Consider the following 21,947-nt stretch of genomic DNA (forward strand, 5'->3'; position numbering starts at 1 on the left):
ATATCGGGTTACGGACTGTATGTCTTGAGCTGCTTGTGATTACATTGTGTAATGCACATGACGGTGGCAGAGATTCTCGCCCTTCCGGTCGTGCTCGCCGGCGATCCGCAGGTGGTCGGGGGCGGCTCTCTGGATCGACCGGTTCGCTGGGTCCATGTTTCCGACGTTGCCGACCTCTCGGGTCTGCTACAAGGAGGCGAGCTGGTACTGACCACAGGCGGGCCACTGGCTGATCCCGATGCGTGCACGAGATACCTCGGTGGCCTGTTCGCCGCGGGCGCCGCCGGGGTCGTCGTAGAACTTGGAACCTCTTTGCAGGCCATACCTTCGGGGGTTGCACGGGAGGCAGACAAACTGCAGCTCCCCGTCATCGCACTGCATCGAAAAATTCGATTTGTCGACGTCACCGAGCAGGTCCACCGGTCGATAGTGGCCGAGCAATACGACGAGGTGGCTTTCGCCAGACACGTGCACGAGGTTTTCACTGAGCTGACCATGCGCCGAGCAACGCTCGGCGAAATCGTGGACGCTTGCGGACAGATCGCCGAGTCAGCGATCGTACTGGAAGACCTCAATCGTCAGGTCGTCGCGTTCACCACACATGGTGACTCCCCCACTGGCGTCATCCACGATTGGGAGCGCCGTTCTCGACTCACACCGGTATTGCCGGAAACCGGTGAGACTGGACCGGAATCGTGGCTGACCACACCCGTCGGCCCTGGACGACAGGAATGGGGCCGTTTGATCGCCCCATCCGGGGGATCCTCTCTACGGGGCCGCATGGCGCTCGAACGGGCAGCGCAGGCATTGGCACTGCACCGCATGATTGAACAGCATCAGACCACGCTCGAACAGCAGGCACAGAGCGGGCTGGTGGAGGAGCTACGCCGCGGACGAATCAAAGACGAGGCGGAAGCCTCCGCCCGAGCCAGGGCGCTCGGAGTCAAGCCCGCTCTAAGCTATATTCCGTTGACGGTTCGCGTCAGGGAAGAACCCTGCGCCGATCAGGTTCTGTTGCAGCGCCGCCAGATTCGACTGCTTGATGCAGTCCGACACGCGGTCAGGACCGCACGATTATCCGCCCTGACAGCCAACCCCCGGCCCGGCCAAATCGATGTGCTGTTGTCCCAGACCCATGCGAGTTCGGCAGAAGAGATCCTGACCAATGTTTCCTCCGTTATTCGAGCGTCGCTGCAGCGTCTTGATGACATCTCCCGGTGCGTGGTGGGAGTAGGACCAGCTTCGACCCGCCTCATCGACGCCGCCGTGTCACTTGATGATTCGGCGCACGTAGCCGAGGTCGCGCTCTCGCTTCCTGACGATGCAAAGGCATTCCACCGTGCATCGGACACCCGACTACGCGGACTACTGGCACTCATCCGGTCCGATCCACGGGTGCAGGCATTCGCTGAAGTAGAGCTGCGTGGAGTACTCGAGAATCGAGCCCGCCACGGTGACGATCTGTTTCAGTTGCTTCGCGAATTCCTCAATACAGGCGGCAACAAGACCGAACTGGCCAAACGCCTGCACCTGTCACGGCCCACCCTGTACACGAAACTGGCGATCGTCCAGCGGCTACTGGGGGTCGATCTGGATGACGCGGAGTCACGTACGTCGTTGCACACAGCCATGCTGGTGCTGGATCACGTCAATCCCTGAACTCAGCTGGGTTGCACCGCTAACCAGGGTGCGAATGTCAATCCCCTGGCTCGTGCCGTCTGATCAGCCGCTGGTTGAGTTCCGGGCGTGTATCCGACAGATAGGGATTACGCTTGCGTGCGCTCCTTACCGCGTGGCCGTCCACGATGCCGTAGATAATCCCGGTCGCCGACAGTATCCTGCCTAGCACGGTGGCATCCGGCGCTACGATGCTGCTGCGACCGACGTAAGCCGTTTGCCGTTCTCGTCCCGCATGATTGATATATGCCACGTACATTTGGTTCTCCCACGCACGCGTGCGAATCACCGAATCGGCGACAAACTCGAACGGCTTCATCTGAGCAGTCGGAACGGCCAGAAGATCAACACCTTCCAGTGCGGCCATGCGCGGATTCTCCGGAAATTCGACGTCGTAGCAGATCATCATCCCAACCTTGAGACCCAGATAGTCGACAACCGTGACAGCGTCGGATCCCGCTGTGAAGTACTGACGGTCGAGCGGCCCGAACAAATGCGTCTTTCGATGCGTTGCACGCACCTGCCCTTGCTGATCCACGAATACCGCACTGTTATAAAGCTTTTCGCCCACAGCTTCCGGAATCCCGACAACAAGGGCTATCCCGTGCTCTTCCGCTATGCGCTTAAGGGGTGACAGCAGATCCTGCGCCGCGAGTTCATAGATCACGTCGCCGATGTCGTATCCCGTGACGAACAACTCAGGCGTAATGAGTAGTTGCGCTCCCTCACCAGCGGCTGCGCACGCCGCCGAGGCGAGCTCATCGAGATTGGCGGCTATGTCTCCCGGCGTCCCGCTGGTCTGTAATCCCGCCACCTTCAGCCTGCCGGTCGATAGGGTCATGCGTCACCCGAAATTTCAACAGTGACGGGACGGGGAGATCCGTCTCCGCCGTTCGTGGGATAGTGATCGTCGGGGCAAGCGGAAACAACAATCACCAAATCAGTCAGCGCCTTGAGCGTCACCGACATCCCCGGCTGCATGGGCGGACGAGCATATTGGATAGCTCCGTCAGTACGCACTTGCGCAGTCATGAACAGATTCCAAGGTTGAGGCGGATCAGCCGCTGCCCGTTCCGGCAATGCCTCATGGTAGTTCGAAGTACAGCTGCGATGATCGGGATCCAAGCCCAGGAAGCCGTACATCGCCCTACTACACGGAGCGATCAAGGTGTCGTGAAGAATCCCGGTGTCGTCGGCCATCACAGTGAGCATCGCGTTGTACCTATTGCTAATGAGGGTATCTCCGGTCCGGAAGTAGATTCTTTCCAGCACTTCCCGGCATTGGCCCAGGCCCAGATGCTCCGACAGATCTGCGCGCTGGTGCGCCCAGAAATCGACTACTTGAGTTCCGGCCGGATTCACGATCTTGATCAGACTGCCGGCGTCGACCGTCATCGCCGATCCGTACCCTCCGGGTACCTCTACAACTGTCATCGGCGGTGTACTCCCTTCTTTTGAACCAAGCCGTAGATCAAGGCCGCGATCGGAAGCGCGGCCAGCACGGTGCTGATCACCGTCGACTGATCGGTCACCAGCGTGAAGTTTTTGAGAACCAGGTACACACTGGCGGACAAGCCGATGGTCGCCACGATCGGCGCCACATAGGTGGTCAATACCCGGCCGGCCCGGGCGGAGTCGTCTCGTGAGAAAAACAACGGCACGGCAACAGAAGTCAGGATCAACAGCATGAGCATGCCCACCGTGGAGATACCCGCCATCGACGAGAATACCTGCACCATAGGGTCTAGCCCGACAGCCGCCACCAGCACCACAAAGGCCACAGCGGTGATTGATTGCAATGCAGAAGAGATATGCGGAGATCTCTCGGTGGGATGCACCCGCCCCACGGGAGCGGGCAACACTCCCTTATTGGCCAGCGCGAATTGGTACCGGGCGATCACATTATGGAAGGACAGAACACAGGCAAAAAGACTCGTCACCAAAAGGATCTGCATGATGTCCCGGAACACGGCCCCGACATATGCCTCCGCGGTATCCAACAGCGCGTTACCGCCTGAATCCAGCGACTTCTGAACGACGTCCTTGACGTTCGCAGGCCCCCAAGCCTCCACTACCGCCCAACACGAAACGGCATAGAACACACCAATAATCGCCACCGAAAGATACGTCGCGCGGGGGATAGTGCGCTCCGGCTGGCGTGCCTCGTCGCGAAACACGGCGGTGGCCTCGAATCCCATGAACCCTGCGAATGCAAACAGGATCGCAATGCCCAAGGGACCGGAGGCCGCGGCCTCCGGAGTGAACGAGTAGGCCGAGATTCCATCGCGTCCGCCCTGGAACACAATCGCGGCATCGGTGACGAGGACAACAGCGATCTCGAGCACCAGAGCAATGCCGAGAACCTTTGAACTGAGCTCGATATTGCGGTACCCCAGGTATGCCACGAGGCCGAGCGTCACGATTGCCCAAAGCCACCATGGTAATTCGGGACCACCGTACGAGGTGACGAGATCGTTCAGCGCCCAACCCATGTAGCCATACATACCCACCTGAATGGCCGTGTAGGTCACCAAAGCTACGAACGCAGCACCGAGGCCCCAGCGTTCGCCCAGCCCCTTGGTGATGTACGAGAAGAAGGCGCCGGCTTCGGATACGAACGGCGTCATCGTCACGAATCCCACAGCGAACGCCATCAATAGCAGGCCCGCGATCAAGAAGCCGAGCGGCGCGCCCGGCCCAGGCCCACTGGCGATGGCCAGCAGCCCATCACCGCCGATGACCGTCAACGGCGCCGCAGCGGCGATAACCATCAGGACAATGCCTATCACTCCCAGCTGACCGTCCAGCTTCTGTGGCCGGTCGGATTCCGCGGCCGAGCCGTGGCCCTGGCATGCCCGTTTCGAAGCCGTCAACTATCACTCCTCATCATGAATTCCGCCGCCGCCCGGACAGCTGTGTCTCAAGTCATGGTTCGCCCGCCAGAGTGAGACATCCAGCGACACTGTGTATGAAAGTCAGCCAACGTCTTTACGACACGTAGCAGGCCCCGGGTCTTGATGTGCTCTCTAGGACGACCATCGCGGATGGGATACGCCCTGCGCACCGCGCGCATTCCCGTGGGTTCCTCTGGGCGGAACGCCTCCTTCGCCGGTTGCCGTCTCGCTACAACAATGACTCGTCGTGAATGAGACCTGCGCCACAATATGCCCGCCAAGTGCGGCAAGTCATAGAATGGCGTCTCCTGCGATGCGCCTGTGGAGACTGACGGCAGCCCTCGCGATCACAATCGTTTCTTTGTGGCAGTTGATGCCTACCGCACGCGCCGACGATCGCCACTATGAAGAGTTCTACACACCTCCAAATCCGCTACCCGCCGGCCAAGCCGGCGATCTGATCCGCACCGAGCCGCAACGGTTGGTGCTCGAGCCGTCGGGGCAGCTGGGCGCCTACATGGGCACAGGTACCCGAATCATGTACCGCAGCAACGATGCCCGGGGCAACCCGGTAGCGGTGACCGGGACCTATATCGAGCCGTCCGTGCCGTGGACGGGCCGCGGCCCCAGGCCGCTGCTGGCATACGCGACGCTTCCGTATGGGATGGGCGAGCAATGCGCTCCATCGCGCCTCTTCGACCAAGGCATCCACTTCTCGCAAGGGATGGACCTCATGTTCAACATCGAGGAGGGATTTGTCGCAACATTGTTGGCCCGCGGCTTTGCGATAGTGGTGACCGACGGAATCGGCATGGGCGTTCATGGCCCCCAATCACCACAGTTCTTGAACCGGGTGGCGGCAGGCACCGCCCTGATCGACGCAGCCCGGGCAGCGATGAAACTGGTTGACACTTCCCTAGACCCGCACGGTCCGGTGGCGTTCTGGGGATTTGCATCCGGCGCGCATGCGTCGCTGTCTGCCGCTGAACAGGTGGGAAGCTACGCGCCGGAGCTAAACGTCGTGGGCACCTATGCCTACAGCCCCATGACTGATCTGGCGGCCGAGCTTCCCGGTATCGACGGCAGCTTCATGGCCGGGACAACAGGGTACATATTGCGTGGCCTCTTTGCCTCGTATCCCGAGCTGGAACAACCCATTCGCGAGTCACTGACGCCGCGCGGCTTGCAAATGCTGGATTGGTCCGGACACACCTGCATCATGCAGACAGGGATCGACTACGCCTTCCGACATCTACAGTTCTGGTTCAACGACGACATCACCCACTTGGCACAGCTCGAGCCGTTCAAGACCCTGCTTGCCGCGCAACGCGTGGGGAACACCAAACCCACGGGACCGGTCTACATCGCGATCAATCGCTTCGATCCCTTGAACGACTACAACGCCGCGCGTCAGTCCGGCCTCGACTACTGCGCAATGAACGCAGATGTGACGTTCTGGACCAACGAGCAGCCGCCGCTATTCAACAAACTAGCCATCAACACCTTCCTTCCCGTCTTCGTCGACGGCGAAAGGAGCATGGCCTGGGTAACCGACCGGTTCAACGGCGTTACGACCAGTCCGAATTGTGGTCATTTCTAACAGGTTTCGAAGACCCCGGCCGCCGCTAGCCGCTGCGCGGCGAAAGAAGTCCCCTACAGAGGAGGGTGAGCTGTTCGGCGGCACGGGACGAACGCTCACTCGGCGCCGCTGCCGCATACATGCCGGATTCGTTGATAGCACCCAGGATCAATTGCGCGGCCATTTGCGGATCGACCGCCTCAACAAGCTCCCCGCGCCGATACAGCTCCTCAAGGATGTCCTGGATCAGGCCCAGCGATCGCCCGCCATCAAGGGCTCTCCAGCGGCTCCATCCCAATGCCATAGGCGCTTCGACAAAGACGATGCGCTGAACAATCGGCTCGCGGGCGAGTACGTCAAGCACGGCAGATCCTATGGCGAGAAAGCGCTCTGCGGGACTTTCGATGCTCGTAAGTGAGTGGTTCACCTCGGCCACCAAGAATCCTTCGGCCCGCTCGAAGACAGCCTCCATGACCTCGGTCATGTTCGCGAAGTGGTGGTACAGGGCGCCGCGTGTCATGCCCGACGCCTCGCTCAGCGACGTGGTGGTCACGCTCGTGAATCCATGCAACGCGAAGAGTTCCGTTGCCACATCTACCAATCGCTGACGGGTTGCGAGGGCCTGCGCCTGCCTCAACGGAACCATGGCCCCATCCTAACCTTGACATACACGCTGCATGTGACATTCACTCTGCATGTGACTAATGAACAAACTCCGCAGGCGGCCAAGAATGGCACCGATCTGATGTCGCTCTTCCTGCCCGTATCGCCATTTGTCGAACTGCTCGATATACGGGCCGAGAAACTCACCGATGACGAAGCCGTGCTGCGAATGCCATGGCGGCCTGAGCTGGCAACGACCGCCGATATGGTCCACGGCGGAGCCATCGCAGCCCTCGCCGATATCACCGCCATGGTGTCGGCTTGGTGCGGCCGCGAGTTACCCGAGCAGCTCCGCGGGGTGACGACCTCTCTCGCCCTTGAATTTTTGGAGCCCGCCCGGGCCGAGGATCTGCTTGGCACGGGCCGCGCGCTGCGCCGCGGCAAGACCCTGACGGCATGCGAGGTCGATATCGTCACCGTCGCCGGCACCCGCGTCGCAAAGGCTCTCGCCAGCTACAAGGTGGGATGACCATGCTCAAGATGAAAACTAAATGTGAACTCTGCACGCAAAAACTGGCCCACGACGCCACAGCCTGGATCTGCTCCTACGAGTGCACTTACTGCCCCGACTGTCAATCAACGCTCAACGCGTGTCCGAACTGCGCGGGCGAATTGGTACCCAGGCCTCGGCGCACCACAGGCGTCGCCGAGATCGCCACCCGGACTCCCTCCCGAATCGCACGGCGGCTCTGCCGCCATCGCGGCTAAGCCCCAGGCCCTTTGCAGGGCGATTCGATTATGGTGAATCGCATTGCCCTGCAAAGGGATCTATTTCTCCCGCGGCGCGCTTGCGTCACATGCGCTTCGAGGTACGACCCAACAGGGACAACGCACATTCTCTTGACTGCAAGCCATGAGTCTCTTAATCTCAAATCAAGAAGCCTATCTGCCGACCGGCTCAACAGTTAAGGACCCTCCGTGACCGACTCAAATGGCCATATCGCCGTCGCCTCTCTGCCCGTCCTGGATGAGGCAGGACGCGCAACACTTTTCACGCACGCTCGCACCGCCAATAGCTTCGCCGACACCCCCATCGCGCGGGAAAAACTCCTTGAAGCGTGGGAGCTAGCCCGCTGGGCGCCGACCTCGGTCAATACCCAACCACTTCGAATTCTCTTCGTAGACAAGGGCGAAGCACGTGACCGCTTGATCCCACACATGTTCGATCCCAACAAGGCCAAGACATCTACCGCTCCCGCCGTTGCGATACTGGCAACCGACACCCGATTCCACGACCAGATACCCACCGTGTTCCCCCTCATGCCAGAGATGGCCGAGCTTTTCGAAGCGAACAGCGAATTACGTTCTTCTACTGGGATATTCAATGCAGCGTTGCAATCGGCCTACTTCATCATGGCCATCCGCGCGGTCGGTCTGGCCGCCGGGCCGATGGGCGGGTTCGATGCGGACGGCGTGGACCGCGAGTTCTTCCCGGACAACGACTGGTCAACTGTTCTGGTGGTGAACATCGGCCACCCCGGCGAGAATCCGTGGTTTGGCCGGCTACCGCGGCTCGACCCTGCCGATGTCGTCCGCTGGGCATAGACGATGCGTCTTTACACGACAGATCGCGGCATTGCCCGCCAGGGGGCCGACGGCCATTTCTCGCTACTCGATCTGCCGTTCGATGACATTGGAGCACTGCTGCGATATTCGGACACGGATACCGCAGCACGGGCCCTCGCGTCGCGCGTGGTCGATAGCGACCACGTATCGCTAGCGCCGGTAATCCTCCGTCCTGGCAAGATTCTCGCGGTCGGCCTCAACTATCTGAGCCACGCGGAAGAAGCCCTGGAAAAGTTCGCATCTATTGGGCGCCGCGATGTTCAGTTGCCCGCAGAGCCGAACATTCAGATTGTCGCCGGCTCGGCGGTTCAGGCTGATGGACGGCCGCTGATGCTGCCCGTCGCCACCCCACACCATGTCGACTATGAAGGAGAGCTGGCGGTAGTCATCGGGCGAGCGGGCTTCGCCATACGCACCGACCAGGCGTGGGGCCACGTCGCGGGGCTAAGCATCATCAACGACGTCAGTGCCCGCGACATTCAGCAGCGGGCCTACACAGGCGACCCCGCGGCCTCGATCGGCATCGCGAAAAGTTTCGATACATTCAAGCCGCTGGGGCCGTGTTTGGTCACGGCAGACGAATTCACCGAAAAGGTCGACCTCCGACTGCAGACACGGGTCAACGGCGATCTACGCCAAGATGACCGTACGGGCAATCTCATTCACTCGATACCCGAACTCATCGCGTACATTTCGCGATACCACACGCTGGAGCCTGGTGACGTGATCGCTACCGGCAGTCCGAGGGGCGCCGGTCAGTTCACCGACCGCTATCTGCGACCCGGCGATGTTGTCGAAATTTCGATTGAACACCTTGGCACCCTTACTAATTCGGTACAGGCTCGCCAATCGACAGGAACCGGCCAATCGCCCTTGCGGTAGCTGCCCGGTAGCGGTCCACACTCGCGAGCTTGATCGATTCGTACCCGCGCACCATATCCGGCAGATCGGCAATCTCCACCGCTGCCGAAAGATTGGCGTTGCTCAACTCACTCAACACAGTGTCGATGGTTTCCTTGTACTCGACAACCAGTCGGCGTTCGCATCGGCGCACCTTCGCCAACCCGAACAAGTCCGCCCTCGTCCCACGTAATCTTCTTGCCGCTACCAGAATTCGATAGACTGGGCGAAACCAAGGCCCGAGCACAAGCTTGCGCTTGAGCCCCAACGCCCGCAGCACCGGTGGATGAAGCCGGTACGCAATGCGCGCACCCTCGCCGAATTCCGCAGTCACCGCGGCCACAACCGCCGGGCTAAGCGATAGTCGCGCAACCTCGTATTCATCCTTGTATGCCATCAGCTTGTACAACTGACGAGCCACCGTAGCCGACAGAGCTTCCGATCCAGCGCACCGTTCCCGTTCCATGTGCACCACATCCGCGACATACCGGACATATTCCCTGGCGTAGCCCAGGCTCTGGTAGTCGACCAGATCCGGGACACGGATCCGCAACAAGCGCTCCAGTTCACCGCCGGGCAGCGCTCCCACTTGCTGAACCAGCTTTTCCACCGCCGCAGATCTTCTGGTGCTCGAAGGGGCTGGGGGTTCGGTTATCCTCCTGAAGGTTTCCGGTTCTGCTACCGCCAGCCTTCCATAACGAAAGGCCGCAATGTTTGACTGCACGCCGGCTCCGTTCAGCGCGATGGCTTTCTCGATCGCCGCCGGCGACAGGGGCAGCGAACCAAGTTGCACTGCCGCCCCTGCCAATAGCAAGTTGGCGTATTGGTCGCTACCCAGCAGCTGTACAGACACCGCCCGGGCGTCGATAAAAACTGTGTCGCGCACGGCCTCTCGCAGAAGCGCTTTCAGTGGGCCGGGTTCAGGAAAGGAAACGCCCGGGTCGATCACCATCTGGCCGGTCGGTACCTCACTCGTCGATATCACCGCCGTCGTGCGGGAGCTGTCGGCGGCATTCAAATACTTCTCGTCGGCTGCCACCAATAGATCGCAGCCCAGGTACAGATCACACTCGGCGCTTGCCGCCTTGCTCGGTTCAGCTATTTCCGCCTTGCTCATCTTGATGTCCGAAACCACTGCACCGCCTTTCTGAGCCAAGCCGGTTTGATCAAGCGTTCGTACCTGCCAGCCAGACGAGGTCGCCGCCACACTGAGTACCTGCGCCAGAGTCACCACACCAGTACCGCCCACTCCCGCAATACGTGTGGTGTGTGCGTGTGCTGCAGCCAGAAGCTGGGGAGGATCAGGAAGGTCAGCCAACGAATCGTCCGGAATATGTTTGAGTCGTTTCGCATTGGGGTCGGGGATCACGGTGATGAAGGAGGGGCAGTCTCCTTCCAGACAGGAAAGGTCTTTGTTGCAGGACGACTGATCAATCCTCGTCTTACGGCCGAACTCCGTGGATACGGGTTGCACGGACAAGCAATTGGACTTCTGGCCGCAATCGCCACAACCTTCACAAACTCGCTCATTGATAAGGACCCGCTCCGCGGGCTCCGATACCAGCCCCCGCTTACGTTTTCTGCGTAGCTCAGTGGCACATTCCTGATCGTGGATTAACAGAGTCACTCCGACGGTGTCGGCCAGAACCCGCTGCGCCTCAATCAATCGACTGCGGTCCCATACCATAACGCCCTTGGGCAACTTGGCTTTCCGATAGGCTTTAGCATTGTCGGTGGTGATGATGATTCGCGAGACTCCCTCTGCCAGCATCGCCATACATATCTGGCCCACCGACATGGCGCCGACCGCCTGCTGGCCACCGGTCATCGCCACCGCGGAGTTGTAAAGCAACTTGTAGGTGATGTGCGCGCCGGCAGCGATAGCGGCTCGGATGGCCAAACTGCCCGAATGATGAAATGTTCCGTCACCCAGATTCTGAATCAGATGATCTCGCCTGAGAAACGGCGCCATGCCGATCCATTGCGTGCCCTCCCCACCCATCTGGGTCATGCCGGCAACCTCGCCAACCTGACGCTCGTCCATCATCGTCACCAGGGCATGACATCCAATCCCCGCGCCGACCATCGACCCTTCGGGGATCTTTGTGGAGGTGTTGTGAGGGCATCCCGAACAGAAGTACGGGGTGCGTGTCAACAGCGGCAAGCTGACAGGTCCCCGCCGTCCGCGCTGAATCCGCGGCTCGGATGCCGGTAGGGCTCCGAACCGCTCAAGCACAGGCCTGAGTTGATCTGCGATGGCTTCCGTGTCGAGTTCTCCGTCGGCAGGAAACATATTGTTCCCGTCTGGGTTTCGCTTTCCATAGATCATGGGAGCTCCCGCCGTCCCATACAGCACGTCTTTGAGCCCTAGTTCGATCAATGGACGCTTCTCCTCGACCACGATGATGTAGTCAAGGTTCTCAGCGAACTGGGCGATGACACCGGGCTCCAGCGGATGAATCATTCCCAAACGCAAGACTCGTACCCCGTTGTCCACGCCGAGTGTCCGTAAAGCCTGCACGAGGTCCAGATATGTCTTGCCCGCCGCGACGATGCCGACCCTATCTCCCGGCGCCTGCTTGGTGATCTGGTTCAACCCGTTCAGCGCCGCGTACTTGCGGGCGATCTCCAGACGGATCCCGTCACGGCTGCGCTCCAGTGCACCGAGCGTAGGTTGCAGCATGTGAGCCGTCACCGTGTGCCGATAGTCTTCGCCATCGATTTTCGTCTCGGGGAACGCAGGCCTGACGCGATCCGGATTCAATTCGACGGTGCCCGATCCGTCGGCCACGTTGGTGACGACTTTCATCGCGACCCACAGCCCGCTACACCGGGACATGGCAATACCATGGCGGCCAAAGTCCAAGGCCTGCTGCGGATCTGAAGGATACAGGATCGGCAGGCCGAGGTCCGCCAACAACAATTCAGAAGCGCCCGGGACGCTCGAGGACTTTGCCGCAGGATCGTCACCGACCAACGCAAGCACGCCGCCCTGTGGATGAGTACCCATCAGGTTTGCATGCCGGATGGCATCTGCCGCTCGGTCCAGTCCCGGCGACTTCCCGTACCAGATCGCCGCCACTCCGTCTACCCGCCTGTCCGGCTGGGTCACCGCCATCTGGGTCCCCTGCACCGCGGTGGCTGCCAACTCTTCATTGACCCCCGGCACAAAAACGATCTCGTGCTCGTCCAGCAGAGCCGAATTGCGAATCAACTCGGTGTCGTAACCGGCCAACGGCGACCCCTCGTAGCCGGATATGAATCCGGCTGTCGACCGCCCGTCTCGGCGATCATCGCGCCGTTGATCCAAAACCAACCGAACCAAAGCCTGAATACCGCTGAGGTGAACCGTACCCCGAACAGCGGTGTATCGCTCCGACGGTGTGACGAGAGGCTGGCGCACGAAATTCCTTCCTACGGCCATTTACGTTGCAATTTCGGACAGTGGTTTACCGCAAAGTGTTTCGACAGCAAGGCTGATCTCCTCGACGGGGTCAACGGCCAGACCGGTGCCGATCCACGCGATATGACCGTCCGGGCGCACCAGCACCGCGCCGTTGCCTTCCGCACCAGGAATCGCACCGCCAATCGGCTCCAAGTCGCGGCCAACAAGATAGACCTGCAACGGAATCCGCATTTCGCGGATCTTCGGCGCGTCGATCCATTCCGCGCCCTCTGGTCCTGCGATCAGGACGAATCCGACCCCGACAAGGTCCAATGTCGAGATTCGCCGATCACCGAGGTTCACCCAGTGATGGGGCATTCGGCCACCCATGACAGCCGTGGTGATCGGATCGACGGCATCATTATGTCCACCATAAACGTACCCAAGCTCCAGCTCCAGATAGTCGAAGTGCGGGCGTTGTTCCGGCACAGCCGCCGCCATCCGGCTACGTTCGGCAGCGGCAACTGCCGGGATATCACTTTCCAGCTTCGCCGCAACCGCCATGGTGTTCGGGCCAATTCCGGCATCGGCCATCTTCATCACATTGGCGATGCTGCTTTCAGCGTTGGCCAGTGCGACCGGCCGCCGCTCGGATTCATATGTATCCAACAACTGTGTGTGTGCCCATCCTTGTAGAACGGCGGCAAGCTTCCAGCCCAAGTTGTCGGCATCGACCAGACCCGTGTTCATTCCCAGACCACCCGTTGGCGGAAACTGATGCGCCGCATCGCCTACCAGGAATACACGTCCCTTGCGGTACTGACGTGCCGTGCTCGCGCCCAACACCCATGTTCCGACCGAGCGCATATCGATTTCCAGCTCGGGAGCGCCTACCGCCAGCCTGATCAATTCGCGACAACGTTCCGGTGTGTAGTCACTGACAGCTTCGCGCGCTGGGTCGAATCCCGTATGAAATGTCCACCGGTTACCGCCCAAACGGATGAATACTCCAGGGCACCCGGTGTTGAGGACCCAGAACAATAGTTCAGACTCCTGGTCGGTCCATTCGGACAGATCGGCGTGGAAATACATATTGATCTGATGCCCGAATTCGGGAATACCCTCCACGTCGATACCGATACTCTGGCGCAGCCGCGCGGCCGCTCCCTCAGCGTCAACAACGTATTCGGCTCTCAGCGTCTCCGCGTGCCCATCCTTTTCCAGATACACGTCGACGTGGTCTTCGTGGGCACCCACGGCCGAAACCTTGGTCCGGTAACGCACTTCGGTCATACCTGAGCTGCGAACCGCCTCCAGAAGCCGCCCCTGTACACGGTCCTGTGCACACGAACCGATGGTGACCGGAGATGCGTTCAGACGCCGCGCCAGGTGTGCTTCCGGTACGTCGGCTAGATCGAGCCGTCCGAATTCCTCACCCGCGACGGTGTGCTTCCACAGCACATTGATCCCGCGATTGAAGTCGATCGCGTCCGCGATGATCTCGTCGTAGATTCCCCAGTTACGCAGCAGTTCCATCGATCTGGTGTTCACGACATGGGCGCGTGGATGCGGATTTACGCCGTCGTATTGATCACACACGATGCTGCGCACACCTAGCCGGCCCAAAACATAGGCGGTGGCCAGCCCAGTGGGCCCTGCACCGACGATGACCACGGGCGTGATGACGGTGCTCATGCTGACGGCCACCTCACCAGCTCGGCAAAAGATTCGCCCGCATCGAAGCGCTCAATCAGAGCCTCGGGCTCAAAAGTGATGCCAACAGGGTTGGCCGCGAAGGCTTCTGACGTGATGAAGTCCTGGGTCTCTTCGTTGGTCATGCTGTCGATCTGGAGCTCAATCTGATTGCCGTCCGGATCCCGGTAGTACATCGACAGCGTGGGACCGTGATTGACACACCAAAAAGGCAGTAGTCCTTGGTCTTTGAGACGAAGGTAGTTGTCCAGCAGCCCTCGCAGCGAGCTGTATGTGAATGCGACGTGATGCAAACCGGTATGCCGGTCCTCCGGTGGCTCCGAGGCGCCGGTCGCAAGGAAGGCCAGTCGATGGTGCTCTTCGTCGTACGTGATGAACGCGATCATGGGATTGGCGAAAGCGACCTTGCCGTCAAGGAGCTGGAGGTACCAATCGGTCATCTCTTGTACACGACCGGTGCGGAGCACCACGTGGGCAAGTTTCTCTGGTGAGGGCATCGGAAAGCTCCTGGCTGTAGCGGGGCATACACACCCCTCTTGAATGTGATACAAGACACGGTAATCATTCTCATGAATGGAAGTCAAGAGGCCGAGATCGCGCAAATCCCAAGCAGCACAAAGACGCCGGATTTCGGCAAGACCTACAGCGGGGACGAAAGAGGGTTAGGAGCCGCGCTTCGTGACAGCTACGGCAACAAGCGCATCCACCACGAGACCGATAAGCTCACCGGCCGATCGATCTAGTCGACGACTGCTGATCAGTATCCCCTCGAAGAGCACATGTGCCGCGTCGGCGACAAGCTCAGAATTCACGCCGCCGCGGTTTCGCTGGGCGATCGCGGCCAGCAACCGCTCGTCAAGCCAGGACTGTACGTGTTCGTACGCGGCGCGAACCGCCTCCGAGCCCTCCATCCGCTCATAGGCTTCGCGATGCAAATTGCGATACGACTGGGATTCGGAAAGCAGTGCCACCAGTTCGCCGTATGGCTCGCCATTGATCGACGGGTCTGCCTCGACCCGCTCCCGCACGGAATCGAAGATGGACGTGACGGCCGCCGCGAATAGGTCATCCTTGGTCGGGTAGTACCAGTGCACCGCCGCAGGGGCCACACCCGCGGCGCGCCCCACCGCCGCCACGCTGGTTCCCCTATAGCCGTTGGCCGCAAAGAGTTCCACAGCCTGCTCAAGGATCGCAGACTCCCGCTCAGCCCGCGGTATCTGCTGACGGTTCCTTGGCATGGGGAAAGGATACCGATTCCCCCAACACTCTTGACTGCCAGCCAAGCGTTGCTCTTAACTAAAAGACAAGAGACGACGGCGAGGCCGAGGAGGAGCCCATGCGCCTGTATACAACTGATCGAGGGATCGGCCGCGAAGATCGCCATGGCATCCTCGCGCTGCTCGATCTTCCCCACCGTGACCTGGGCGAACTGCTATCGGACACCGGCTTGGATCCAGCCCGCGACGCGACCGTCACCGACGAGGTCGCACTGACGGACGTTGCGGTACTGGCGCCGGTGATCCGCCCGGGAAAGATCCTCATCATCGGCCTGAATTACCCAAGTCATGCGAAGGAAGCGCTTGCGGCCTTCGCAGCCATGGGACGCGATGACATCGTCATGCCGACAGAACCCAATATGCAACTGATCGCGGGGTCGGCCACCACGGGTACCGATCACACCATCAAACTGCCTGCGATCGCTCCCGACGAGGTGGACTATGAGGGTGAACTGGCCGTTGTGATCGGCCGCAGCACCCATGCCGTCTCGGTGGAAGAGGCATGGAAGCACGTGGCCGGACTGACAATCGCCAACGACGTCGGAGCGCGCGATATTCAACGTCGCGCAATGACGGGTGATGCCGCCGCGTCGATCGGGGTGGCCAAGAGCTTCGACACGTTCAAGCCCCTCGGACCATGCTTGGTCACGGCGGACGAGTTCTCCGACGGGGTAGACCTCACACTCCAGACGTATGTGAATGGTGAACTACGACAAGATGATCGGACGGGTAGCTTCATATACCCCATCCCGGAGTTGATCGCACATCTGTCGCGGTATCAGACCCTGCAACCCGGCGACGTGATCTGCACCGGCACGCCATGCGGCGCCGGCGCATTCACTGGCCGCTTTCTGCGGTCCGGCGATACCGTCGAGGTCGCAATCGAACGTATCGGGCTACTGCGCAACAGGGTATCTGCCGCATGAGCACCAGGGCGGCGGCGCTGTCGGAACTCGACCTGCCCGCCACGATCTATGACTTGCTCGCCCGCTCGGCGGCACAGCACGCGAACAAGCCCGCTCTACGGCTGCTCAAGGGCGGCCGTGAGTGGCTATCACCCACCACCTGGACATACAACGAGCTGTTGGGACGAGTCACCCAGGCGGCCAACATGTATCACGCTCTGGGGCTCGGCGGAGGTGGAGTGGTGGGCCTCTTGCTGCCAAACACTCCGGCGAGCTATCCGGCTCTACTCGGCGCGCAAGCCGTCGGTATCGCCAATCCCGTCAACCCTATGCTGACAACCGCGCACATCATCGACATTCTCGGACTTACCGGCGCCCAGATCCTCATTGCACCTGCGCCCGCGCTTGATCCCGACGGCTGGCAGAAGGCCCGCGATGTCCTGGACGCGTTACCCGAAATCGCCACACTCATCACGGTTGGCGGCGATGTCCCGCACCCGCCTGACCGCTGGGCCGGCGACTTCGATGATTTGTTATCAACCCATATCACAACACATTTAGATGCCAAGACGCAGAGAACCAGCTCCGACATCGCAGCCTACTTCCATACTGGCGGCACTACCGGAACACCGAAGGTGGCACCGCATACCCATGCGAATGAGATCTACGTCGCGTGGGCGCTGAGCCAACACAACGCCTTTGGCGGTGATCTGGCCGTACTGTCTGGCTTGCCCCTGTTCCATGTCAACGCGGTGCTGGTCTCCACCCTTACCCCGCTGCTCGCGGGCGGAACAACGGTGGCACTAGGGCCACTTGGTTTTCGTGACCGGGACGCGGTGGCCGATTTCTGGAGAATTATCGAGCACTATCGCATCACCACCTTTTCTACCGTGCCCACCGTGTATGCCTCCCTGCCCCCACTGCCCGAGGATGTCGATATCTCAAGCCTGCGAGCCGGAATCGTGGGGGCAGCCACACTACCCACCGCGGTTCGAACGAACTTCGAACGCGTAACCGGGGTGCCGATGATCGAGGGATATGGCCTCACCGAAGGCACCTGCGCCAGCACCTTCATGCCCCTGGGCGACACCCGATATGGCAGCGTCGGACCACCACTGCCGTACCAGCGCGTCAAGGCGCTGAGGCTGGACACAGAAGGTCGTCCCACGGGCGATTGCGCCGCCGGAGAAACAGGGATGCTCGCCATATCGGGCCCCGCCGTCTTTCCGGGCTATCTAAGGCCTGGACCCGATGGCCCGGCACCGGATCCAGCTGGTGTGATCCAGGACGGCTGGCTCCTGACCGGAGATCTCGGCAGGTTGGATACGGACGGGTTCGTGTATATGACAGGACGGGCCAAGGACCTGATCATCCGCGGAGGCCACAACATCGACCCGCGACCGATTGAGGAGGCGATGCTGTCTCATTCTGATGTTGTTGCTGCGGCAGCAGTTCCGCGGCCCGACGTACATTCCGGTGAGGTGCCCGTCGTCTATCTTGTGCTGCGCGAGGGCGCTAATCCGCCCGAAACCGAGCTTCAGCAGTGGGCGGCCGACCATTGCGCGGAGCCAGCTTCTATACCCAAGTTCTTCCATGTCGTGGATTCCATACCTGTCACCGCCGTGGGTAAGGTGCACAAAGTTCCGCTGATACACGATTCCGTTCGCCGGGCCGTGCTACACCAATTAGGTACGGCAGGACTCACCGCTGAGGTCAGCGTGAGTGACACAGATGGCCGTCCTGTTGCCCAAATTCATCTGACGAACGGTGCGGGGAGCGAAGGACGACACGAAGCGCAAAAGCTCTTGTCACGCTTCGGTATCAGCTTTCATATCAGCGAATCGGATCGAACTGACGTATCTGCGGCAAGGTAGTCACCAGGTGGGCGACAACGCGAGGGCTGATGCTCTCGTGACGGTGCGGGACGTCGCCGGGAAACCGCGCAAAGTCACCGGTCCTCAATTCCACGGGGTCATTGAGAGGACCCGTGCGCAGGATGCCTTCAATGACATACACATGGTGCAAGGTCCCCGGAGCATGCGCACCGATTTCCTCGCCTGCCTGCGCGGTCCGTTCGAGACGGACAACCAGGTTGCGTACGTACCCTGATCCGTAGATCTCATCCAAGAGCCTCTCCGATCGGGCACCTTTGTCGACCCAGCCGTCCTCACTTGCCCGCTGCACAAACACGGGAGTGCCCCACTCCGTTAGCAGTCGCTGAGGCGGAACCTGTAACGCCTCGCCCAGCAGTGCCAACGTTTCTACGGTCGGATTACCAACGCCCTGCTCGATTTTCGATACTGTCTGCTTGGACAGCCCAGACCGTCGAGCCAGGTCGCCCAACGAGAGCGCGCGTTCTTGGCGGTATCTGCGGACGTTGCGGGCGACCAAAGTGTTGTGGTCCGTCATCGTGCCTCGATTCGGTAACAAGCCATCGGTGTCACTTTTAATGTACTAGCCGTCACTCTTGACTGACGATCAACCGCGGGTCAGGATGGCAGAAATACCGTGATTTGAGGTGCCCATGTCTTCCCGTTCCGTCTCTGCCGCTCATCAAACACCGCTCCTGCCAAAAGATCACGGCCACAGCTCGAATGCTGCAATAGACAAAGCGGTGAACCTGCTCGCCGCTTTTCGGGATGAAGGCAGCAGCGGAGTGGGGGTGAGCGAACTCGCACGACGCGCAGACATGTATAAGTCCACCGCGTATCGCGTACTGGAAATACTCGAACGCAATGGGATGGTTGAGCGCGTAGGTACTTGCTACCGTCTGGGAAGACGGCTCTACGAGATCGGCCATGGGCCAATGAACGAGCGAAGGGATACGCTGCGGGACAGCCTGATTCCGTTTGTTGTCGATGTCCATCAGCACATCGGAGAAACAACGCACCTCGCTGTGCTGGACGGCAGTGACGTCGTATACCTGGCCAAGTTATATGGATACCGACAAGTGCGCTCACCATCACGCGTGGGTGGCCGCACCCCGGCGCACTGCACAGCCGTGGGAAAGGCCCTACTCGCCTACGAACGGCCGCCGAAAGCTCAGAAAAGGCCCGTGCTGCAGCGATATACAAGTCGAACCATAACCGATCCGACGGAACTCGACATGCAGCTTGCTCGCATACGCCGATCCGGAATCGCCTTTGACGACGAGGAAATACAACCGGGCCTCCGTTGTGTCGCAGTACCCGTATTCGGACCAAACGGGATACCCGTCGCGGCACTGTCGATTTCAGGGCCTACCGACCGTATCGACGGCCGAAAGCACACGCCGATCTTGCGCCGCATCGCATCGTCGGCAAGCACTCTGCTTGTCAGCAGGGCACCGAGTTCAAGTCAACATAGCCGTCGGTGACCCACTGCGGCTCACACACAAGAATCTTGACGGTGGCGCCCGGCAGGTCCACCTCGACAACCATCCGGAACCCCGCGCGCTCAGCCACTTCGATGGAATCGACATCGTCTGTATCGGGGGCGAACACAACACGACGGCAGGCGGGATCACCCTCAAATATCGATGAAGCCGCATCACATAGGCCCTCAACGGTGGCGGCGTCGGCATCGATGACTATCTGTACATCATGGCTACCCACTGGATATGCGTTGCGTAGCTGACCCGTAAGGCAAAGTTGCCGCCGAAATCCGGGACCGATCCGGGGTGGCTCCGACTCCGAGGCCATCAAAGATGCTCACCGCCTGCAGGTTTGACGAATCCCCGGACACCTATGCCCCCATCTATCGCGATAGCCTCTCCGGTGATGGGACCGCTCTGTTCCCGCGAGGCCAGCAGCACGTACGGGCCAGTGAAATCTGCCGGATCGGTGCTGGAGTCATGCAACGGAATCAGGGGAGCCGAGGCATCATGGCCTCGTTTCGCAAAGGAAGTCGAGATCGACCGATCGGCAAGTGACAGTGCCTCGGGCCCCCGCAGATCAGTATTCATGCCTCCGCACGCGACGCCATTGACCCGTACCTTCGGGGCCAGTTCAAAAGCCAACTCACGCATCAGCCCGAGGCAGGCATGTTTACTGGCCGTATAGATCGGCCCTCCGCCGTTCACATAGAACGAGGCATTCGAGAGCGTCATGATGATGCTGCCACGCGTCTTCACAAGCTCGCGCCACGCCGCCTCTGCTGCCAGGAGATAACCCTTGACGTTCACGGAAAACACCTCATGGAAGCTTGCCGTCAACTCGGACGCGGTGAGCCGGGTGAGCGGCCGCTGGTAGTCCCACACCCCGGCGTTCGCGACCAGCGTGTCGAGTTGCCCAAAACGGCTGACCGTCTGGACAACAGCATCATGTAACTGATCGCTCTCACGGGTGTCCGCCACCACTGTGTGCAATCGATCTGGCGCAGAACTCTCGGCGTGCACGCGGTCCAGCTGCTCGGGGCGATGCCCAACGATCGTGACGGACGCTCCCTCTGCAAGGTAACGCTCTGTCACCGCGCGCCCGATACCCGAGCCGCCTCCCGTGATCAACGCGACATAGCCGCCGAGCCACCCACCACTCATGCCGGCTCCCCCAGGAAATCCGCCACTAGCCGATCGAATTCGGCCTGCCGTTCCAGCTGCACCCAGTGCCCACAGCGACCGAAGACGTGCAGCTGAACGTCGGAAATGTGCTTGAGCATCATCTGGGCACCTTCGAGGGTGATGGTGCGGTCGTCGCGCCCCCACAGCAGCAATGTGGGCGCCGTGATGGTGTGCAGATCCCGCCACAGCGGATCCATTCCGTTCCTCTTGGCGAAGGCAGCGTTGTAGTGGTGATAGAACTCGATATGGCCTTCGTCGAGAGATGCCTGGTATCGCCTGCTCACCACATCTCGGCCGAACTGCTTGTGATCAAAGACCATTGCACGAATAAAGGCAGCCATCTTCTTCTCGGTCGGCCCCTCCCCGTTGAAGTACCGGAACATTTCTTTCTGTCCCTCGGTGGGGGTAGGGCCGAAGGGCAGCCATCCGCCGCCGGGAGCCATCAACACGAGTCTGGTAACCCGCTCCGGACGCAGCTGAGCCATCCGAATCGCCGCGGCCCCTCCCAGACTGTTGCCTAAGAGGTGAAACGAGCCAACCGCCAGATCGTCCAACACCTGGAACAGCGCATCCACGGTTATCTCCGTGATCGACCGCTCATCCAGATCAGCGCCGGTAGGGCGATAGCTCCCGCCAAAGCCCGGCTGGTCGGGTAGCAGAATGCGAAAAGTACGCGAAAGCGCTGGAATATTCTGCTCGTAGTTACTCAATCCCGACGCGCCAGGGCCGCCCCCGTGCAGCATCACCAACGTCGGCGCGTCCGCGCCGCCTGCCGCCGGGACATCGTGAACAGCGATCTCCCCCAAAGTAGTAGAGATGCTTTGCAGATGGGTGTGGATGGTCATGTGGTC

At 60.5% G+C, this 21,947-nt stretch carries 21 protein-coding genes; 9 read left to right on the forward strand and 12 right to left on the reverse strand.

The genetic code is table 11. The annotated features are described in order from the left end of the window. Window positions 1-51: 51 nt before the first annotated feature. Window positions 52-1,659, forward strand: coding sequence for a PucR family transcriptional regulator (locus tag MAB_RS22035; RefSeq protein WP_005095244.1), 1,608 nt, complete (start codon window positions 52-54; stop codon window positions 1,657-1,659). A gap of 37 nt (window positions 1,660-1,696) precedes the next feature. On the opposite strand, the gene MAB_RS22040 is transcribed toward MAB_RS22035, so the two are convergent. Genes MAB_RS22040 through MAB_RS22050 form a run of 3 tightly spaced genes read right to left on the reverse strand, consistent with a single transcriptional unit; the run spans window position 1,697 to window position 4,550 of the window. Continuing rightward, window positions 1,697-2,518 (reverse strand): carbon-nitrogen hydrolase family protein, encoded by an 822-nt coding sequence (locus tag MAB_RS22040; RefSeq protein ID WP_005098513.1) that lies wholly within the window; start codon window positions 2,516-2,518, stop codon window positions 1,697-1,699. Next, window positions 2,515-3,111 carry a DUF1989 domain-containing protein gene (locus MAB_RS22045; RefSeq protein ID WP_005123408.1) on the reverse strand — a complete coding sequence of 199 codons (597 nt, stop codon included), beginning with the start codon at window positions 3,109-3,111 and terminating at the stop codon, window positions 2,515-2,517. Before MAB_RS22045 ends, MAB_RS22040 begins: the two co-directional genes overlap by 4 nt. Continuing rightward, window positions 3,108-4,550 carry an APC family permease gene (locus tag MAB_RS22050; RefSeq protein ID WP_005112317.1) on the reverse strand — a complete coding sequence of 481 codons (1,443 nt, stop codon included), beginning with the start codon at window positions 4,548-4,550 and terminating at the stop codon, window positions 3,108-3,110. Before MAB_RS22050 ends, MAB_RS22045 begins: the two co-directional genes overlap by 4 nt. A gap of 334 nt (window positions 4,551-4,884) precedes the next feature. Here MAB_RS22050 and MAB_RS22055 point away from each other — a divergent pair, with 334 nt between their 5' ends. Next, on the forward strand, window positions 4,885-6,171 hold the full coding sequence (locus tag MAB_RS22055) for a lipase family protein (protein WP_005112318.1): 1,287 nt from the start codon (window positions 4,885-4,887) through the stop codon (window positions 6,169-6,171). A gap of 25 nt (window positions 6,172-6,196) precedes the next feature. Here the strand turns inward: MAB_RS22055 and MAB_RS22060 are convergent, their stop codons facing one another. Then, entirely contained in the window at window positions 6,197-6,796 is a 600-nt protein-coding gene (locus tag MAB_RS22060; protein ID WP_005095255.1) for a TetR/AcrR family transcriptional regulator, read from the reverse strand. A 33-nt stretch (window positions 6,797-6,829) separates the two neighbouring features. Here MAB_RS22060 and MAB_RS22065 point away from each other — a divergent pair, with 33 nt between their 5' ends. From MAB_RS22065 to MAB_RS22080, 4 genes are all read left to right on the forward strand, one after another. Next, window positions 6,830-7,282 (forward strand): PaaI family thioesterase, encoded by a 453-nt coding sequence (locus MAB_RS22065; protein WP_005098517.1) that lies wholly within the window; start codon window positions 6,830-6,832, stop codon window positions 7,280-7,282. Between the two features lie 11 nt (window positions 7,283-7,293). Further along, complete coding sequence (locus tag MAB_RS22070; protein ID WP_225580813.1) at window positions 7,294-7,521, forward strand: DUF1272 domain-containing protein; 228 nt, start codon at window positions 7,294-7,296, stop codon at window positions 7,519-7,521. Window positions 7,522-7,731: 210 nt separating this feature from the next. Beyond that, complete coding sequence (locus MAB_RS22075; RefSeq protein ID WP_005112319.1) at window positions 7,732-8,358, forward strand: malonic semialdehyde reductase; 627 nt, start codon at window positions 7,732-7,734, stop codon at window positions 8,356-8,358. A 3-nt stretch (window positions 8,359-8,361) separates the two neighbouring features. Next, window positions 8,362-9,261, forward strand: a complete 900-nt coding sequence (locus MAB_RS22080) for a fumarylacetoacetate hydrolase family protein (RefSeq protein ID WP_012296748.1) — start codon at window positions 8,362-8,364, stop codon at window positions 9,259-9,261. Here MAB_RS22080 and MAB_RS22085 read toward each other — a convergent pair. The 4 genes from MAB_RS22085 to MAB_RS22100 form a co-directional block, all read right to left on the reverse strand. Then, complete coding sequence (locus MAB_RS22085; protein WP_005115449.1) at window positions 9,206-12,703, reverse strand: indolepyruvate ferredoxin oxidoreductase family protein; 3,498 nt, start codon at window positions 12,701-12,703, stop codon at window positions 9,206-9,208. The two genes, MAB_RS22080 and MAB_RS22085, sit on opposite strands and share 56 nt — an antisense overlap. Then, the gene (locus MAB_RS22090; protein ID WP_005112322.1) at window positions 12,704-14,359 is read right to left on the reverse strand and encodes an FAD-dependent monooxygenase; all 1,656 of its coding nucleotides are present in this window, start codon (window positions 14,357-14,359) and stop codon (window positions 12,704-12,706) included. Continuing rightward, complete coding sequence (locus MAB_RS22095) at window positions 14,356-14,874, reverse strand: VOC family protein (RefSeq protein ID WP_005098519.1); 519 nt, start codon at window positions 14,872-14,874, stop codon at window positions 14,356-14,358. The genes MAB_RS22090 and MAB_RS22095 overlap by 4 nt, the downstream gene beginning before the upstream one ends. A 165-nt stretch (window positions 14,875-15,039) precedes the next feature. Then, on the reverse strand, window positions 15,040-15,615 hold the full coding sequence (locus MAB_RS22100; RefSeq protein WP_005095269.1) for a TetR/AcrR family transcriptional regulator: 576 nt from the start codon (window positions 15,613-15,615) through the stop codon (window positions 15,040-15,042). Window positions 15,616-15,713: 98 nt separating this feature from the next. Between MAB_RS22100 and MAB_RS22105 the strand changes: the two genes are divergently transcribed. Both MAB_RS22105 and MAB_RS22110 read left to right on the forward strand, forming a co-directional pair. Beyond that, a complete protein-coding gene (locus tag MAB_RS22105; RefSeq protein WP_005112323.1) occupies window positions 15,714-16,580 on the forward strand; it encodes a fumarylacetoacetate hydrolase family protein in 867 nt (288 codons plus the stop codon). Beyond that, entirely contained in the window at window positions 16,577-18,433 is a 1,857-nt protein-coding gene (locus MAB_RS22110; protein WP_005112324.1) for an acyl-CoA synthetase, read from the forward strand. The genes MAB_RS22105 and MAB_RS22110 overlap by 4 nt, the downstream gene beginning before the upstream one ends. On the opposite strand, the gene MAB_RS22115 is transcribed toward MAB_RS22110, so the two are convergent. Next, window positions 18,393-18,968, reverse strand: coding sequence for a helix-turn-helix domain-containing protein (locus tag MAB_RS22115; RefSeq protein WP_005095275.1), 576 nt, complete (start codon window positions 18,966-18,968; stop codon window positions 18,393-18,395). The two genes, MAB_RS22110 and MAB_RS22115, sit on opposite strands and share 41 nt — an antisense overlap. A 115-nt stretch (window positions 18,969-19,083) precedes the next feature. On the opposite strand from MAB_RS22115, the gene MAB_RS22120 reads away from it, so the two are divergent. Continuing rightward, complete coding sequence (locus tag MAB_RS22120) at window positions 19,084-19,914, forward strand: IclR family transcriptional regulator (RefSeq protein ID WP_014850824.1); 831 nt, start codon at window positions 19,084-19,086, stop codon at window positions 19,912-19,914. Here MAB_RS22120 and MAB_RS22125 read toward each other — a convergent pair. The 3 genes from MAB_RS22125 to MAB_RS22135 all read right to left on the reverse strand — a co-directional run bounded on the left by MAB_RS22125 (window position 19,874) and on the right by MAB_RS22135 (window position 21,941). Beyond that, complete coding sequence (locus tag MAB_RS22125; protein WP_005112325.1) at window positions 19,874-20,152, reverse strand: GNAT family protein; 279 nt, start codon at window positions 20,150-20,152, stop codon at window positions 19,874-19,876. The genes MAB_RS22120 and MAB_RS22125 overlap by 41 nt on opposite strands. Window positions 20,153-20,238: 86 nt before the next feature. Continuing rightward, window positions 20,239-21,075, reverse strand: coding sequence for an SDR family NAD(P)-dependent oxidoreductase (locus tag MAB_RS22130; RefSeq protein WP_005112326.1), 837 nt, complete (start codon window positions 21,073-21,075; stop codon window positions 20,239-20,241). Beyond that, window positions 21,072-21,941, reverse strand: coding sequence for an alpha/beta fold hydrolase (locus MAB_RS22135; RefSeq protein WP_005095284.1), 870 nt, complete (start codon window positions 21,939-21,941; stop codon window positions 21,072-21,074). Before MAB_RS22135 ends, MAB_RS22130 begins: the two co-directional genes overlap by 4 nt. Between the last annotated feature and the right edge of the window lie 6 nt (window positions 21,942-21,947).

Origin of the sequence: Mycobacteroides abscessus ATCC 19977 (assembly GCF_000069185.1) — a bacterium.
GTDB classification, from domain to species: Bacteria; Actinomycetota; Actinomycetes; order Mycobacteriales; family Mycobacteriaceae; genus Mycobacterium; species Mycobacterium abscessus.